The following is a 16,747-nucleotide window of genomic DNA, read 5'->3' on the forward strand; positions in this document are numbered from 1 at the left end:
ATATGTGTGGTATCAATGGAATTGTAAGATATGGCAAAGCTCAAACAAAAGAACTTTTAAATGATATCAATTTAATGAATGATCTCATCATTCATCGTGGTCCGGATGATGATGGGGTTTTTATCAGCGATACCGATTCAGTTTCTGTGGCAATGGGCATGAGACGCCTTTCAATCATCGATCTTTCCAGTGGTAAGCAGCCCATGTACTCTCATGACAATAAAATAAGTATTGTTTTCAATGGGGAAATTTATAACTATAGAGAGATTAAAAAAGAACTTTCCGATTCGGGTGTGACATTCAAAACAACCAGTGATACCGAGGTTATTTTAAAATTATATGAGCAGCAGGGAACTTCTGGATTTAAAAAGCTAGATGGAATGTTCGCCTTCAGTATCTGTGATCTAGGACGAGGAAAACTATTTATAGCCAGGGATTTTTTTGGGGAAAAACCTCTATATTATACAGAGACTCCAGATGGATTAATATGGTGTTCTGAATTAAAATCCATTTTGAATGTTTCAAAAGAAAAGTATCCAATTTCAAGAATTGGATTAAACCTATTTTTTAGGCTTACCTATATCCCAGCCCCGTATACCATTTATGAAAATGTCCACAAACTAGAACCAAACACTTATCTATGTTATGACCTAGATGATAGGAAAATCAATACATATCAAATAGATGATTTAGTTTTTGCAGATAGAAATGTAAAAAAAGACATTTCACTCGAAGAAGCCCAGGCTTCCATAAGAAGCCTTGTTGAAGAAAGTGTGGTTAGTAGGTCCATTGCTGATGTCCCAATAGGTACTTTTCTATCAGGGGGAGTTGATTCTTCAATCGTTTCGTTATGTTTAGCCAAAAATAACCCTAGCCCTATTGAAACTTTTTCCATAGGATTTAAAAACAAGGCATTCGATGAAACTGATAAATCAAAAATAGTAGCCAATCTCATCAAAAGTAATCATCATGAATTTATCATTGACGAGAAAGATCTAGAAGAGGATGTTCACAATATTCTTGTGAATTTTGATGAACCATTTGCAGATTCCTCAGCACTACCCTCACATCTTGTCTCAAACAAGACAAAGAATTATGTCAAAGTTGCCCTGACCGGTGATGGAGGCGATGAAGTTTTTGGAGGATATAACAAGTATTACATTGGTAAACTAAACCAAAGATACACCACGATCATCCCTAAAAGTCTCCATAACACCATTAGGTTAATTGGCAGTCCAATGCTAAAAACTTCGAGTGATAAACGTGGCATTCGTTTTAAAATGAGGAGAATGTTGGACTCTTTCGACTACGATAATCAGTTTTATTGGGACATTATCTCCCTTGGTTTTTCTAAGGAAAAAATTACGTCCATTCTTTCTCCAACTTGGTATCAAACATCAATTTTTGAATATTATAAAGAAAAAAGTCAGATAAAAAACCCTAAAAACCTAACTGATTATAGGGTAATAGATCAGTTGATAAGCCTGGAAGGAGACATGTTGGTCAAAGTTGATCGCACCAGTATGCTGAATTCTCTAGAATGCAGAGCTCCTTTCCTAAACAAGAGTATCTGGAAATATACGATGCAACTACCTGAAAAATACTTGCTTAATGGATGGAATAAAAAATTCATATTAAAAGAAGCCTTTAAAGATCAGTTCCCCACAGATTTTCTCAATAAAAGTAAAAGCGGTTTTGGAGCACCTGTCGGGGACTGGCTTAAGACCTCTCTGAAAAAAGAACTTATGGGTTATTTAGATAAATCGAAAATAGAAACCCAAGGTATTTTTAATTTTAATAACGTGCAATTATTAGTCGAAAACCACTTGAACGGAAAAGAAGATTCCTCTTTTCAAGTCTGGACCTATTATTGTTTCCAAAAATGGTATTATACAAATCATTCATAAAATGGTCCTTAATCAAGAGCTTAAATCAAGTAATGGATTGGAGACGTGGGTTTTTCGATTTTTCTAATCTATTTTTGTAGATATTTTGGTGTTTAAGAAATAAAAAAGGCAGAAATTTTTCATTCTGCCTTTTTATTATAAAATACTCTTAACGAGATTGTTAATTAGAACTGTTGTTTGTTATAATAATATTGTTTGAACTATAAATATCAAAATCTGTATTTATAATATTATTAGTAATGGTAATATTATTACAGTTCTCTATAAAATTATTCTTTCCGCCATTATTTATAAATTTGCAATTTTTGAAAATAAGTGGGTCTGAACTTGTTGCCTCTACCTGTCTCAAATTTATTGCCCTGTAAGAAATGTTTATTTCTTCGTTTTGAATCGAAACATTTTTTGGAATGCTTCCACGGGTAAAATAACCTGTAGCATATTCAATATTGCTTGATATTTTATTACCTGAAAACTCTGCACCATCCAAATCTCCTATTCCAATATTGTTCTTGTTGTCAATGAGTGTATTACCACTAATTGTATAATCCTTCCCTGCCAATATCATGGCATTTCCATATCCTTTGATCGTGTTATTAAATATGTTATAATTATAATTTAGCTCCCCATCCCATTCATTTGTCTTGGACTGCAATAATATGGCATAGTTGTATGGTGTATTATCCTCATTCTTTCTTGCTTGGAAAGTATTATCAACAATCGTAATGGTATTAGATGCGATATTTGCTACCCTACTATCAAAATGATTACCCTCTAAAGTAACATTTGAACAAGTAAACAATACAACATCTCCCTGAGCATTTCCGTGGAACGTATTTCCTCTTAAAACAACATGCTCAATGCGGTTATATTCGAGTAATTCACCAGTTGAGGTTCTCTCCCTATAAGCCTCGAAACTAACCCCATATTTTGGCAATGTCCCTGCAGAAGAATATTCCACACCTGGTGGATTGTCTCCTTGACCAGTATCCATTATATTACAATTCTCGATCAATATATCTTCACCATCCAATAAACTCATTCCATTTCTTCTCGCTTCTTTAATGGTAGCATTTCTAAGGGTAACATTTTCTGACATATTGTTTATGTCGCCATGAACCCCATCAGCACTTCTTATATTGGCCCCATGGACTCCAAAGCAGTCTCCTGTCGAGTTCGAAAGAGTGATGTTCTCTATCAAGATATTTTTTCCTCCACTAACACTCATTACGTGCCCCCAGTCATGACTATCCGCAGGTCTTCCCTTTATATCGTTAACGGGGGAATAATCGTGTTTCCAACGATCTCCGTAGAGATTGCCTCCTATGATATGTATATTACTACTTTTATATATAGCCATCAAAGTATATCCGGGCGAACCGTTAGGTTGGACCCTTAGATGTGTCTTATCTGACATTTTTAAAGTAAAGTTCTCAGGAATAAGTATGGATTCTTCTGCAAGCATTTTCGGATTGGATATCGCTATATGCACATTAAAATATGCATCCATTTCATCAATCTCAAAAGAATTGACTCCTAAAGATTTGACTAAAGTCATGGCCCTTCTTAAATTATCCCTATTGATACGGGCCTTTTCGTCTGTAGTCTCTCCTTGAGTTATATCCCATCTCTGCGGATAGAAAAGAAAAGAATCTTCTATGAGTTCAGTATCTCCTTCAATGGATAGTGTATGATTCAACAAATTTCCAGAAATATACCCACCATGGAAATTTAAAGTTCCATTGATTATTTCTCCTCCATCAAAATCCAATGTTACGTTATTAGGCAAATCCACAACACCTCCATTAAGGTCTATCTGGCAACTTATGTTAAATGATTCATTCGCCACCAAAACTTCCAAGCCATGGCCACAAGGTGTAGAATTTATTTTTAAACCTTCGGAAGAATCAAAAGAGGGAGTGTCATCTTGGGCATCCTCAGAAACTGGGTTCCCATTGCCTTCATCATTGGAATCTTGATTATCGATATTTTCTGAATCTGTTGCATTGGGGTCTTCAAGCCCAACAAGGTCGATAAAGGCTTCGTCTTTAGAACAGGATATAAGGGCTGTCTGGGTAAATAGCAAAAAAAGGGTAGTAAATAAAAGCAATTTTGGGGTGTTTGTCTGCATCACACAATTTTTATTAATAACAAATTTGTTTTTTTTAACTCAAAAAACGACAAAAAGCGTCTTTTTTTCGATGAAATACACATCCTTGTACGAACGGTGTCATAAATTTGGATTCCCAGATTGTTGGTTTTAACAAAAAAATCGATGAAATGCATTTTTATTAGCAGATTTCCAGAATCTTACCGAGTGGAAAGATAGTTACATTTCATCCTATTTTTATTCACATAAATCTAAAATTTTACATTTATTTATCATTTAGCTGGTGTAAGGAACTAACTTTACAGCATGGAAAAAAGAACTCCCCCTACTTCCAGAAAATTTGAAAAAAAGACCACTTTTCAGATTGATTGACCAACACATGAAAAAAAAATTAGTCAGAATTACCACCGTACCAATTTCATTGAGCGGATTACTACAGGGACAGTCTAGGTTTATGGGCCAATTTTACGAGGTCATAGGCATATCCTCAGACCCCAATAAACTTAAAAAAGTAGGACAGCAAGAAGGAATGCGTGTAATTCCCGTTGAACTCACCCGAAAAATCACTCCTATAAAAGACCTCGTTGCCCTTGCACACTTATGGCGTATTCTAAGAAAGGAAAAACCGTTCATTGTGCATTCCCATACCCCAAAGGCCGGCACCATAGGCATGATGGCTGCAAAACTGGCAGGTGTGCCGCATCGTCTACATACCATTGCAGGATTACCTTTGGTAGAGGCCACTGGACTTAAAAGAAAATTGTTGAACACGGTTGAAAAAATAACCTATGCCTGTGCTACCAAAGTTTATCCAAACTCTGTAGGGCTACAGCAAATCGTTTTGGACCATAAATTTACACGTAAGGAAAAATTAAAGGTCATCGGTCATGGGAGTTCCAATGGCATAGACACTACATATTTTAACCCGGAATTGTTTTCTGAAAACACAAAGAGTGAGCTTCGCAACAAGTTAAGATTGGCCAATGATGACTTTGTGTTTGTATATGTAGGTCGGTTGGTAGGTGATAAAGGTGTCAATGAGCTGATAAGTGCCTTTAAGAAGATCCTTAAGGAGCACGATAAGGTGCAGCTATTGTTGGTCGGTAGCCATGAAAAGGAACTGGACCCCCTTTTGCCTGAAACCGATGAATTTATAGCCACCTCGGAAAAAGTCATTGCAGCTGGCTGGGCAGACGATGTACGCCCCTATTTTTCCATTAGCCATTGCTTGGCTTTTCCTAGCTACAGGGAAGGTTTTCCCAATGTGGTTATGCAATCTGGAGCCATGGGACTTTTCAGCATCGTGAGCAACATCAACGGTTGTAATGAAATAATACAAGAAGGTGTAAATGGGACCATCATCCCAACCAAAGACCCAGAAGCAATCTACAGGGCCATGAAATATGTTTTGGCCAATCAAGAGCTTTTATTGGGAGCTAAATCAACCTATAGGAAATTAATCCAAAATCGCTATGAGAGGTCTTTTATTTGGAATGAAATTTTGAAGGAATATGAGGAATTAGATACCCCGATTGACAATTGAGGTGTATAGGGCTTATATCTTTCCCAGCTTCTGCCCATCCAATGTTTTTGGACGATGAAGGATAAAGGTTTATCTAATTTATTTATCGTTGTTATCCCGTATAGTCTATTATCGCAAAAATTTTTCTAACCATATTACCATGCAAACTACCATGATGGATAAACCAGAAGGTATCGGTTCCTTTTTCAATGAAATAAACCCCTCAAACCTAAAGGAATTGGACAGTCTTTCCTTTTTAGGAGACCACAAGCTCTTTTATACCGGACGGCATGCGGTGCGCCACATTATAGACCACATACTCAACAAACAACATGTGCGCTACATTTGGGTGCCCGCTTACTATTGCCATCATGTTATAAGATGGTTGCAAGATGTCTATCCCAACATTAAATTATATGAGGTTTCCCCCTTCACTGAGGATAGTAATCCTGACCTGAGCGAGGTAGGGCCAGAAGATATAGTGATCATCAACAATTTTTTTGGCATTACCAACATGGACTATCCTAGACACCATAAAGAAACCATTTTTATAGAAGATCATTCGCATGGTTGGTTGAGCAATCAATGCATGAACAGTAATGCTGACTATTGTTTTACTTCTTTGAGAAAATCCCTTCCTACACCATTGGGAGGTATTTTTTGGGTGCCAAAAGCATCAAGAAAAACTTTTTTTGAAGATATAGGGTCCATTGATAAAAGCATTTATGAAAAATGGGGACAGGCCGGTGAAGCCATGAACCTTAAGAAAAAGTTCATGGAAGCGGAAATTTCGGATAAAGCCTATTTGGAAGTGTATCGGGAAGCCGAGGATTTCCTTGACCACCAATATGACTTTGTTAAAATGACCCAAGAACACCTTGGCACTTTGAAGGCCTTTTACACAAAAGATTATGCATATTACAAGAAACAGAACCTAAAGGCAGTGATTGGGAAACTCCATCAATCTGAAGTTTTCAAGGTATTGGATTTTAAAGATAAGTTTACTTTTGGTTTGGACCTGATCTTCAAAGACAGAGAAGATTTTATGGCATTGCGCTCCCATCTGGTATCGCATCAAATATATCCATCAGAATTATGGCCTGGAAATACCATTGAAACTGGTTACAAATATTTACTGAACATCCATATCGATTTTAGATATGACCATAAGGATATGGATTACATAGCACATACTATAAATGAATGGTCTATTCGTAATGATGCAAAACAACAATATACCTCTGTATAATTTTACAAGTGCTATTTCAATTCATCTAGAATATTGGTTCCTTAAACCATTATTCGATCATATTTCGGCAACTTGTCATAATTTCAACACTTAATAAGGTCACGTTTTGCAGACTTACCCTTATTTAAGCCCTAAATCAAAGACTACACTGACCATGTACAAGAATTTTTTCAAACAATTCATTGATTTCTTTATTGCCCTGATCCTGCTGCTATTCCTGTCACCCATTTTATTGGTACTTATTATATTACTTTTATTCGCTAACAAGGGAAAACCATTTTTTTTACAACCACGGCCTGGTAAACACGGAAAAGTTTTCAAAATCATTAAGTTCAAGACCATGCGTGATTTGGAGCCTGACTCCACTATTGGATCACACAGTCCGGAACGTATAACGCCTGTTGGCGGCTTTATACGCAAATATTCATTGGATGAACTATTGCAATTGATCAACGTACTAAAAGGGGACATGGCACTTATCGGTCCCAGACCTTTATTAGTTGATTATCTGCCTTTGTACAACCAAGAGCAGGGCCAGCGCCATAACGTAAAACCCGGAATAACTGGGTGGGCACAAGTAAATGGGAGAAATGCCATCAGTTGGGACAAAAAATTTGAACTGGATGTATGGTATGTGAACAATATTTCGTTCTTATTGGACCTGGAGATTTTTTATAAGACCTTCATTAAGGTAATTAAAAAGAAAGATGTTAACCAAGGGGCGGATGAAACCATGCCACGTTGGGAAGGAAACGAAACCGTTGTCCAGTAGATAATAGAGTCAATCTTCCTAATTTTACCGAAAAGATTATATGAAACGAATCAGGATATATGGAGCAGGAGGCCATTCCCAAGTCATCCGAAAAGTACTGGAACTATCAAATATTTTGGTCACAGATACTTTTGATGATAAGCCAGAAACTGCCCATAATGCCTATGACAATTCTACAATTGAAGGAGGGGTGAGAAATGATATGGATTCCTTTCCACACGATGGCGATCCGGTAATAATTGCCGTTGGCAATAATTTTCAACGTGCTGAAATAGCCCAATTTTTAAAGAGTGATTTTGAAAAAGCCATTCATCCATCTGCAATTATAGCCGAAAATGCAGAAGTAGGTGTGGGGACTGTAGTATTCGCCGGGGCCATAATACAGCCCAACACCAAAGTTGGCGAACATGTCATCATAAATACTGCGGCAAGTATAGATCACGACAACATCATTGGAGATTATGCCCATATTTCGCCCAAGGCCGCACTTTGTGGCCATGTTGAGGTTGGCGAGGGTTCCCATGTAGGTGTCGGTGCTGTTGTTATACCCAAAATAAAAATAGGCAAATGGTGTACCATCGGCGCAGGAACAGTAGTGATCAGGGACATTCCTGATTATGCAACTGTAGTGGGTAATCCAGGGAGAATTATCAAGATTGGCAACCCCTTTCATCTGTAAACACTAGGATATCAATATCATGGTTAGTAGCATTAACAAATTGGATGTGCAAAATAAAAGAATCCGTCTATATGGTGCTGGAGGACATTCGCAAGTAATTAAAGATGTTGCGGATAACATTGGCTATGATATCGTAGAAGTCTTTGACGATCACCCCTTTAATACCAACTACTGGGAATCGGGAACAATCCGACCGGGCCTTATGATAAACCCTGATTTCCCTCATGAAGGAGATGCCTTCATTATCGCCATCGGTGATAATAGAACCAGGGCCCTATTGGCTCAAAAATTGAAATCGCGCTTTGAAACCATAGTGCATCCATCAGCCATAGTAAGCAAAGAAGCAATAATAGGGACTGGAACGGTCATTTACGCAGGCGCAGTAATACAGCCCAATACCCGTATTGGTGAACATGTCATTATCAACACATCAGCCAGTGTCGATCACGACAATGTCATTGGAAATTTTGCCCATATTTCACCAAAAGCGGCCCTCACTGGTCATGTCGAAGTTGGAGAGGGTTCTTTTGTAGGAGCAGGCGCTGTGATTATCCCAAAAATAAAAATCGGCAAATGGTGTATCATAGGTGCAGGAACCGTGATTATAAAAGATGTTCCGGATTATGCCGTTGTGGTAGGTAACCCTGGCAAAATAATCAAATACCAAAAACCATTTCAAAAATGAGCAAATCTATTTCCTTTGACCTAGCATTTATCGGTTCCGGTATTTCTTCGACCTATACCTTGCTCCATTTTCTCAACAAATTGGACACAAAGAATGATTCCTCCATTTACCACATTGCCATCATAGAAAAATATCCGACATTTCATACTGGTATCCCCTATGGGGAAAGATCTGGGAGCACTACCCTATTGATCACCTCCTTAAAGAACTTTTTGCCAGAGCCCGAACTTTCTGAGTTTATTCCATGGCTTAATGAGAATAAAGATTGGTTATTAAAGGAATTTTTGGAAGAAGGTGGTCCGCTGTCGCTTGAATGGATTCAGAAACATAAAGACGCCCTCGAACATAATCAGTGGGGAGACCTGTTCATCCCACGGCGATTTTTTGGATACTACATCGATAATAAAATCAAATCTTTGACAAGATACCTCGAAAAAGAAAACCAGCTTAAGGTATCCTATATACACGATAAGGCCACCGATATGGTCCAAAAAAATGGATTATGGGAAGTATCCTTTAAGAAGCAATCTCCAATAGTTGCTTCAAAGGTGATATTGGCCATTGGGTCGCTTCCAACCAATTATTTATGGAAAAATAAAGCACGGGTCAACAAGGAACATTTTTTATTGATCAACGATCCATACAAACCCAATCTATCAGAAACACTACAAGATATTGGAAACTTTGTGGATGAACAATCTCTAGTCCAGCAATTAAACATAGCCATTATAGGTGCCAATGCAAGTGGGCTTGAAATGTTATATCAGCTTAATGACCATCCAGAAATTAAAAAAAACATTCATAATTTCTTTATGTTGTCCTCCCAAGGATTGCTGCCCGATTCCAAAATAGACGAATCAAAATTGTTGGAATACGAAACCACCAATTTAGACCACTTGGAAAAGAAAGAATCCATCCAAGCATCAGACATTGCTGAAGCGGTCTATAAAGACTTGGACCTGGCAGAGAATATTCAACTTGGAGCTGCAAGCACAGTTGGTATCATTTCCCAAAAGTTTGGCTCATTGTTAAACAAACTTGATTACGACGAATTGGAAAAATTTGCTTGTCTCCATGGTAATGAAATCGGCAGAAGGCAAAGATGTGCCGGCGAACATTATTCAAATATAGCAAAACTGCTGGGGGATGAAGATCGGTTCGTACATATCGCGGGGCGGTTTGCCGACCTTCAACCAACAAGCACGGGGTATGAACTCATTTATTCCGACAAGCACGGAAAAAAACAGAAGATCGAGCAATCCGTAAATCTTGTCATAAACTGTATTGGGGGAATGAAACTATCCCATCCAAAAACACCAAAAATACTTCGCAACCTACTGATCAAAGGAATAATCCAGGCGAACAAATCAGGAATTGGAATCAAGGTAAACGAGTCCTTTGAAGCAGCGGAAAATCTTCATATAATGGGTCCCCTTCTGGCGGGAAACGTGTTGGAAGACAAAGCCGTTTGGCATGTGGAACATTGTGGGAGAATTATCTCACTGTCGGAAACACTGTCAGATATTCTTTTTAATACTATACAAACCTCTAAAGAAAATAATTTTCAACTGGAAATAATTGATCTTGAGGATAGTGAAGGCATAAATGCCTATAAGAGTTTGATCAAATCCGAGTGGGACAACAACCCATATTACGTTTACGAACACCTATCACATCATAAATCGGAGGAAAACAAGCTCCTGGCCTTTAACTTCAAGGTTGGGTCAAAATCGACTGTGATCATGCCCATGGTAATGCGACAAATAGAATTGACCAAAGAACCTCTTTTTGACATCATCTCCCCTTATGGATATAGTGGACCTCTATACCGAAATGAAACAACATCAGGAATCATAGGAAGCTTCTGGGAAGCAATAGATGAATGGTATAAAAAAAATAACGTGGTCTCAGAATTTGTTAGATTTCACCTGAACGGAAACCACGAGGGCTATTCTGGATATTGTGTACCTACACTTGACAACGTTTTTGGTAAACTCATGACTTCTTTTGAAGAACAGTGGGACTCCTTTCTGCCCAAGGTCAGGAACAATTACCGTAAAGCGGCCAAGGCTGATTTAACCATAAAGTTTTATGAGCACGGGGAGATCGATCGCAATCATGTTGCCACTTTTTATGACATCTATGTGAGCACCATGAAACGAAATGGCGCTTCCAAATCACTCTATTTTTCATTGGAGCACTTCGAGAATTTGGTACTCTCCCATAAGGAAAGTTTCAGTATTGCCCTTGTATACAAAGGCGAAGTAGCAGTATCCACTGAACTAATCATCCATTTAGAGGATTCAATGTTTGCCTATCTTGGAGGTACCCTAGCAGATTATTTCGACCATAGACCCAATGATTTTTTACGGGTAGAAGTAATCCGATGGTGCATTGAAAAAGGAAAAAGCCACTATATATTGGGAGGTGGTATCAATAATGGGGATGGATTATATAAATTCAAGAAATCACTTTTTCCCAATTCCACAGATCGAATTTTTTATACAGGTCGAAAAATAATCAACCTAGAAAAATATAACCAATTAAGTGCATTGGCCGGCCTTCCATTCGAAGGATTGGAAGAAGTTTCCTATTTTCCAGTGTATCGAAAAACAGTTGTATAGATTGAAACCATGAGTTCATGTTGAAGGTAGTAACCAAAAAAAAAGAATGGGACCATGTGGTCGATAGTTTCGATAAATCCGATTTTTATCACTCATACGATTACCACCAGGCCTGCCTTAAAGAAAAAGAAGCTGCCAAGCTCTTGGTTTATAAGGCAAGTGGTGCTACCATTGCCCTTCCCCTACTTGTACGACCTATAAATGGAAGTGGCTATTTTGATGCCGCCTCGGTGTACGGCTATGCTGGTCCTTTGGTTTCCCAACTGAACGAGGATTTTAACTTTGTGGAGTGGAAAACACGGATGCTCTCCTACTTTACCGAGAACAAGATTGTCAGTGTGTTTTCCAGTATTAACCCTTTTGTGGAACATCAGATGGAACTGCTCTCTATCTTTGGAGAAATTGAAAAGCTTGGCGATATTGTCTTTTTTGACCTTGAACGGCCACAAACTCACTTTAAAGACTATTCAAAAACTACAAAAAGGTACATTAAACGCAATGAGAACCTTTTTGATATTCGTGAAGGCAAATCCGAGGAAGATGCCCGTAAGTTCATTAAGATATACTACCGAAGTATGGATCGGATCCAAGCAGATTCCCAGTACTACTTCAATCTCGAGTATTTCATGGATTTGTTGAACAGCAAAAGTTGTGATGCCTATTTCGTTTTTGCCACAAAAGATAATGGAAAAGAGATTTCTGCGGCCTTTATAGTACGCACCAACCAAATCATCCAATACCATCTGTCTGGAACTTTGGACAAATACAGGCACCTTTCACCTGTGCGTACCATTATTGACCATGTGAGGAAGAAAGGCATCGCCGAAAACTCAAAATTCTTTAATCTAGGTGGTGGGGTCGGTAGTAAAAATGACACTCTATTCGAATTCAAGGCATCCTTTTCCAAAAACAGGACACCTTTTAAGGTCTGGAAATTTATAGCCAACAGTGAAGTCTATCATCAGCTTTGCAGGGAGTATCCACCTATTCAGGATTTGGATAAGCCAAATTACTTTCCTAAATATAGGAGTAGTTTAAATAAATCCTAAACCATAAAAATATCTTGGGCGATATTCTTATTGGCCTTGGCAACTCTCTCCCCTATCCCTTTTTCTTTAAATAATTGGAGATAAGCTCTGCCAACAGTTCCCTACCATGGTCATTCCAATGCTGGTCATAAATAAGGTCCGTAGGAGTTTCTGATGCCAAGAACGTTTTGCTGAAATCGATGGTCTTGAAACCATTGCCCTTTAAATAGTTCAAAAAATCCTCAGAGCACAACCTTCCATCCAAAAGAAGAATATTCTTCTTTTTATCATAGCCATATGTTTCTACCAATGCCTTGAAGTTTTCCAATCTCTTTTCATCGATTGCCTCCTTATCTGGAGCCTGCGGGGTACCTTGACCATCAGTTTTCCCTTTAAGCAGGGATAAGACAGACCCGACGGTTTTAGTAATGGGGTCGAACAATCCGATATCTTTTAGGTAAACAACCGTTTTGATTTCTTTTAATATCCGGTTTACGGGGGTGTCCAATGAAAGTCGGTTGGAAATCTTATATTCCGACCTGGTCAAATCATCGGTAAATCTCATATAAATGATGGTGCAATCCATTTTTTTAAATATAGAATCATAAGCCTTGATCAGGTGTAATTGGTCCGCTAAATCGTACCCTGCATATCCAAACTCCCATACCTTGACTTTATCACCCATATAATGTTCCACCTTTTGCCCAAGGGAATTATTATAATCTTGATGAAATCCCTCGATAAAGGAATCGCCGACCAGGGCCACATCCAATCCGTCGCCTTTTGGGTCATAAGTGTCGTATACTGAATTAAAACCAAACTGGTTGATCCTATACTTTCCAACATTCTGTTTTCGATTGCCGGTCACGGACAATCCGGTTTGGTTGGGCACCCACTTCTCTACATCATAGCCGTCCAAGTATCTTTCAGGCCTTTCGGTATATACATGGAATACACGTACAAGCAACTCTATTCCCAAGAGCATTAGCATCCCATAGAGCCCTATTTTAAAAACGAACTTCTTCATAATCTAAAATTGAAAATAAATGAATGAACGATCTACACCATCATCATAGAACAATGCCATAATGAAAATCAAGATCAAATAGACAAGGAATCTTACATACCTATTTTTAAAACCAATCGGGTTTCGCTCATCTGCCCGGATAATGTATTCAAAAATGGAAAAGCCTACCAAAAGAAGGTAATAATCCAACATTCTATACCCATTGGGATGATGGTATTCGGAATGGCTAAAGTCAAACAACATCCGCTTCAAGTACAAAAGGGCATTGGACAGTGTCTCACTTCTAAAGAATATCCAACCAATGGTCACCAAAATGAAAGTCCATAAAATTTGTGTTCCCTCAACAAAAAATGTACGGACCGAACTGAACAGATTTGGCGTCTCCAGAAAATTTCGGTTCAAGTTCAAATAGAACAATGGCAAGAAAAGAATTGCATGGAACAATCCCCATATCACAAAGGTCCAGTTGGCACCATGCCATAAACCGCTCACTAAAAATATGATGAATATGTTTTGAACCGCTTTGGTTCTTCCTGCCTTGGAACCTCCCAAAGGAATGTACAAATAGTCCCGGAACCATGTGGACAGTGAAATATGCCACCTACGCCAAAATTCTGCAATGCTACGTGAGAAATAAGGAAACTTAAAATTGGACATCAACTCTATGCCGAACAACTTGGCCGTGCCAATAGCTATATCCGAATAACCGGAAAAATCCCCATAAATTTGAAAACCGAACAGAATTCCACCCAATGCAAGCGTGGTAGATGGATAGCTATCCGCATGTTGGAAAATATCATCTACTATAGGTGCCAAGGCATCAGCAATGACGATTTTTTTAAAGAGTCCCCATAGCATCAACTTAAGTCCTTGAACAGCTTGGTCGTACTTAAATTTCTTATCCCCGTCAATTTGGGGCAGCAATTGAGAGGCACGCTCAATAGGTCCCGCCACCAATTGAGGAAAGAAGGCCACATAGGTGGCGAAAGAAATAAAATTTTCACTGGGCTTTAATCGTTCCCTATAAATGTCCAGCGAGTACGAAAGGGTTTGAAAAGTGTAAAAAGAAATCCCAACCGGAAGAACAATGTCCAATGTCCATTGGTGTTCCATTTTGGCACCAGCAAAGGAAAAGGCTGTAATAAAGGAATGAACAAAAAAGTCAAAATATTTAAAAAAACCCAGCAGTCCTAAATTAAAGACCAAACTCAAAGTCAACCATTTTTTCTGATGAGATCGATCTTGGGATGCATAAATTTTACGTCCCACAACATAATCTACCAAAGTAGATAGAACAATAAGGGACAAAAATCGGTAATCCCACCATCCATAAAAAACATAGCTGGCCACCAATAGTATAAAGTTTTGGGTTTTTACGCCCCTTTTTGCAAATACCCAAAAAATGGAGAAGACCAAGGGTAGAAATATGAAAAATTCAATCGAATTAAATATCATCTGGCCGTTTTTGGTTCATGTTCGTTTGTTTTTTACAACGGGTCCGAAAATAGTAAATATCCATAGTCATAAACTTCTTTTTTGTTTAGATCGTCATATTTTCGGTTTAACAGCACTTATAAAACATTTTCATCGTTTAAATGGTAGACGATATCTTATATTTCATCTCGTTTCCTATACATATCCTAATTTTATTCCATTAACAAAGAATCGACATTCAAATAGCACTTTATCTCGAATATGCTTTTCAATTCATTTAATTTTCTGATTTTCTTCCCATTGGTCTTGGTAATCTATTACCTATTGCCCTATAAATCGAGATGGCTGTTCTTGTTGGTTTCGAGCTATTATTTCTATGCCGCCTCAGAACCTTACCTCATTGTATTGTTGCTTATTTCCACTTTAGTGGACTATTATTGTGGATTGAAGATTGGGGAGTTTGAGAATGGAAAAAAGAAAAAAGCTTATCTGTGGATAAGCATCTTGGTAAATGTGGGCATTCTTGTCACTTTTAAGTACCTGTTCTTCTTTATAGATTCACTTAACGGGTTGTTTGAATATTTTGGAATTGAAGTATCCTCCTCAGAAAAAATACAGAGCTTTAGAATTGATCAGGTTTTATTGCCGGTCGGAATCAGTTTTTATACGTTTCAGACCATGAGTTATACCATTGAGGTCTATAGGGGCAATATGCAGCCCGAAAGACATCTTGGACGGTTTGCACTATTTGTTGCCTTCTTTCCACAGCTTGTTGCCGGCCCAATTGAAAAAGCCACCAGATTGTTGCCCCAACTAAAAAGAAACATCGCACCCGATGTACAGCTGATCAAGCGTGGGATGATTATTATGGCCTGGGGTTTTTTCTTGAAACTGGTCGTTGCAGATAGACTTGGCCTCTATGTAGATGCTGTTTATTCCGACCCTGATGGGAACAAAGGGCTGCCATCGATACTGGCTGCCTCCTTTTTTGTTTTTCAGATATACTTTGATTTTGCTGCCTATACCTATATTGCCATTGGCGCGGCAAAAACCATGGGGATTTCCTTGATCAACAACTTTAACAGGCCCTTATTCTCCCAAAACATTTCACAATTCTGGCAACGTTGGCATATATCGCTCACCCAATGGATTCGGGACTATTTGTACAGGCCGCTCAGAAGAAATGGTAAAATAAACCGGATGTTCTCCGTTATTCTTGTCTTTTTTATCATGGGATTATGGCATGGGGCCAATTGGACATTTGTTGTTTGGGGGCTCATCAATGCCTTGTTTTTAATTATTGAGGTAGCTACCAATCCTGCTCGTAAACGTATTTTTGACCTTTTGCGGATAAACACTAATATAAGGGCATTTCTCGGATGGGGAACTTCTTTTACCTTGATGTTGGTTTCCCTCATTTTTTTTAGGTCACCTTCCCTAAAGGATGCCCTTACATATATTCAAAACCTGTTTGTGCTGCCCAACCTGCACGTGAACATACTCAACAATTATTTTGAGCTGTTTCTCAGTTTTATACTGATCATCGGCGTTCAACTGGTCCATTTTTACAAAGGCAACGATAAGGTTTATGAATTGATAGAAAACAAACCCAAATGGATGCGTTGGTCCATGTATGTGGCATACGTGGCAATAATTGTACTGTTCGGCATCAACAGACAGGAAAGCTTCATATATTTTCAATTTTGATCCTAT

12 protein-coding genes are annotated in these 16,747 nt (G+C 38.3%); 9 read left to right on the forward strand and 3 right to left on the reverse strand.

Annotated features, from left to right (window positions below; all coding sequences use genetic code 11):
- Window positions 1-2: 2 nt before the first annotated feature.
- Window positions 3-1,907 carry an asparagine synthase (glutamine-hydrolyzing) gene (gene asnB / locus D2U88_RS00550; protein WP_119638353.1) on the forward strand — a complete coding sequence of 635 codons (1,905 nt, stop codon included), beginning with the start codon at window positions 3-5 and terminating at the stop codon, window positions 1,905-1,907.
- 160 nt (window positions 1,908-2,067) lie between these two features.
- Here the strand turns inward: asnB and D2U88_RS00555 are convergent, their stop codons facing one another.
- Window positions 2,068-4,035 (reverse strand): right-handed parallel beta-helix repeat-containing protein, encoded by a 1,968-nt coding sequence (locus tag D2U88_RS00555; protein ID WP_119638354.1) that lies wholly within the window; start codon window positions 4,033-4,035, stop codon window positions 2,068-2,070.
- A gap of 358 nt (window positions 4,036-4,393) precedes the next feature.
- Between D2U88_RS00555 and D2U88_RS00560 the strand changes: the two genes are divergently transcribed.
- From D2U88_RS00560 to D2U88_RS00590, 7 genes are all read left to right on the forward strand, one after another.
- Entirely contained in the window at window positions 4,394-5,557 is a 1,164-nt protein-coding gene (locus D2U88_RS00560) for a glycosyltransferase family 4 protein (RefSeq protein ID WP_119638355.1), read from the forward strand.
- Window positions 5,558-5,696: 139 nt separating this feature from the next.
- Window positions 5,697-6,785 carry a hypothetical protein gene (locus D2U88_RS00565; protein WP_119638356.1) on the forward strand — a complete coding sequence of 363 codons (1,089 nt, stop codon included), beginning with the start codon at window positions 5,697-5,699 and terminating at the stop codon, window positions 6,783-6,785.
- A gap of 154 nt (window positions 6,786-6,939) precedes the next feature.
- Window positions 6,940-7,557 (forward strand): sugar transferase, encoded by a 618-nt coding sequence (locus tag D2U88_RS00570; protein ID WP_119638357.1) that lies wholly within the window; start codon window positions 6,940-6,942, stop codon window positions 7,555-7,557.
- Between the two features lie 40 nt (window positions 7,558-7,597).
- Window positions 7,598-8,236, forward strand: a complete 639-nt coding sequence (locus tag D2U88_RS00575; RefSeq protein WP_119638358.1) for an acetyltransferase — start codon at window positions 7,598-7,600, stop codon at window positions 8,234-8,236.
- A 19-nt stretch (window positions 8,237-8,255) separates the two neighbouring features.
- The gene (locus tag D2U88_RS00580) at window positions 8,256-8,921 is read left to right on the forward strand and encodes an acetyltransferase (RefSeq protein WP_182859069.1); all 666 of its coding nucleotides are present in this window, start codon (window positions 8,256-8,258) and stop codon (window positions 8,919-8,921) included.
- Window positions 8,918-11,545 carry a GNAT family N-acetyltransferase gene (locus D2U88_RS00585; protein ID WP_119638359.1) on the forward strand — a complete coding sequence of 876 codons (2,628 nt, stop codon included), beginning with the start codon at window positions 8,918-8,920 and terminating at the stop codon, window positions 11,543-11,545. The genes D2U88_RS00580 and D2U88_RS00585 overlap by 4 nt, the downstream gene beginning before the upstream one ends.
- 17 nt (window positions 11,546-11,562) lie before the next feature.
- A complete protein-coding gene (locus D2U88_RS00590) occupies window positions 11,563-12,594 on the forward strand; it encodes a GNAT family N-acetyltransferase (protein WP_119638360.1) in 1,032 nt (343 codons plus the stop codon).
- 52 nt (window positions 12,595-12,646) lie between these two features.
- On the opposite strand, the gene D2U88_RS00595 is transcribed toward D2U88_RS00590, so the two are convergent.
- On the reverse strand, window positions 12,647-13,600 hold the full coding sequence (locus D2U88_RS00595; RefSeq protein WP_119638361.1) for a hypothetical protein: 954 nt from the start codon (window positions 13,598-13,600) through the stop codon (window positions 12,647-12,649).
- A 3-nt stretch (window positions 13,601-13,603) separates the two neighbouring features.
- Window positions 13,604-15,055, reverse strand: a complete 1,452-nt coding sequence (locus D2U88_RS00600; protein ID WP_119638362.1) for an MBOAT family O-acyltransferase — start codon at window positions 15,053-15,055, stop codon at window positions 13,604-13,606.
- Between the two features lie 240 nt (window positions 15,056-15,295).
- Here D2U88_RS00600 and D2U88_RS00605 point away from each other — a divergent pair, with 240 nt between their 5' ends.
- The gene (locus D2U88_RS00605; protein WP_119638363.1) at window positions 15,296-16,741 is read left to right on the forward strand and encodes an MBOAT family O-acyltransferase; all 1,446 of its coding nucleotides are present in this window, start codon (window positions 15,296-15,298) and stop codon (window positions 16,739-16,741) included.
- Window positions 16,742-16,747: the final 6 nt, after the last annotated feature.

The sequence above is a fragment of the Flagellimonas aequoris genome (genome assembly GCF_003584165.1).
GTDB lineage: Bacteria > Bacteroidota > Bacteroidia > Flavobacteriales > Flavobacteriaceae > Flagellimonas > Flagellimonas aequoris.

What these genes read in the sequence shown, in the direction of transcription:
- asnB (WP_119638353.1), top strand. Translation starts at nt 3, where the DNA reads ATGTGTGGTATCAATGGAATTGTAAGATATGGCAAAGCTCAAACAAAA.
- D2U88_RS00555 (WP_119638354.1), bottom strand. Translation starts at nt 4,035, where the DNA reads ATGCAGACAAACACCCCAAAATTGCTTTTATTTACTACCCTTTTTTTG.
- D2U88_RS00560 (WP_119638355.1), top strand. Translation starts at nt 4,394, where the DNA reads ATGAAAAAAAAATTAGTCAGAATTACCACCGTACCAATTTCATTGAGC.
- D2U88_RS00565 (WP_119638356.1), top strand. Translation starts at nt 5,697, where the DNA reads ATGCAAACTACCATGATGGATAAACCAGAAGGTATCGGTTCCTTTTTC.
- D2U88_RS00570 (WP_119638357.1), top strand. Translation starts at nt 6,940, where the DNA reads ATGTACAAGAATTTTTTCAAACAATTCATTGATTTCTTTATTGCCCTG.
- D2U88_RS00575 (WP_119638358.1), top strand. Translation starts at nt 7,598, where the DNA reads ATGAAACGAATCAGGATATATGGAGCAGGAGGCCATTCCCAAGTCATC.
- D2U88_RS00580 (WP_182859069.1), top strand. Translation starts at nt 8,256, where the DNA reads ATGGTTAGTAGCATTAACAAATTGGATGTGCAAAATAAAAGAATCCGT.
- D2U88_RS00585 (WP_119638359.1), top strand. Translation starts at nt 8,918, where the DNA reads ATGAGCAAATCTATTTCCTTTGACCTAGCATTTATCGGTTCCGGTATT.
- D2U88_RS00590 (WP_119638360.1), top strand. Translation starts at nt 11,563, where the DNA reads ATGTTGAAGGTAGTAACCAAAAAAAAAGAATGGGACCATGTGGTCGAT.
- D2U88_RS00595 (WP_119638361.1), bottom strand. Translation starts at nt 13,600, where the DNA reads ATGAAGAAGTTCGTTTTTAAAATAGGGCTCTATGGGATGCTAATGCTC.
- D2U88_RS00600 (WP_119638362.1), bottom strand. Translation starts at nt 15,055, where the DNA reads ATGATATTTAATTCGATTGAATTTTTCATATTTCTACCCTTGGTCTTC.
- D2U88_RS00605 (WP_119638363.1), top strand. Translation starts at nt 15,296, where the DNA reads ATGCTTTTCAATTCATTTAATTTTCTGATTTTCTTCCCATTGGTCTTG.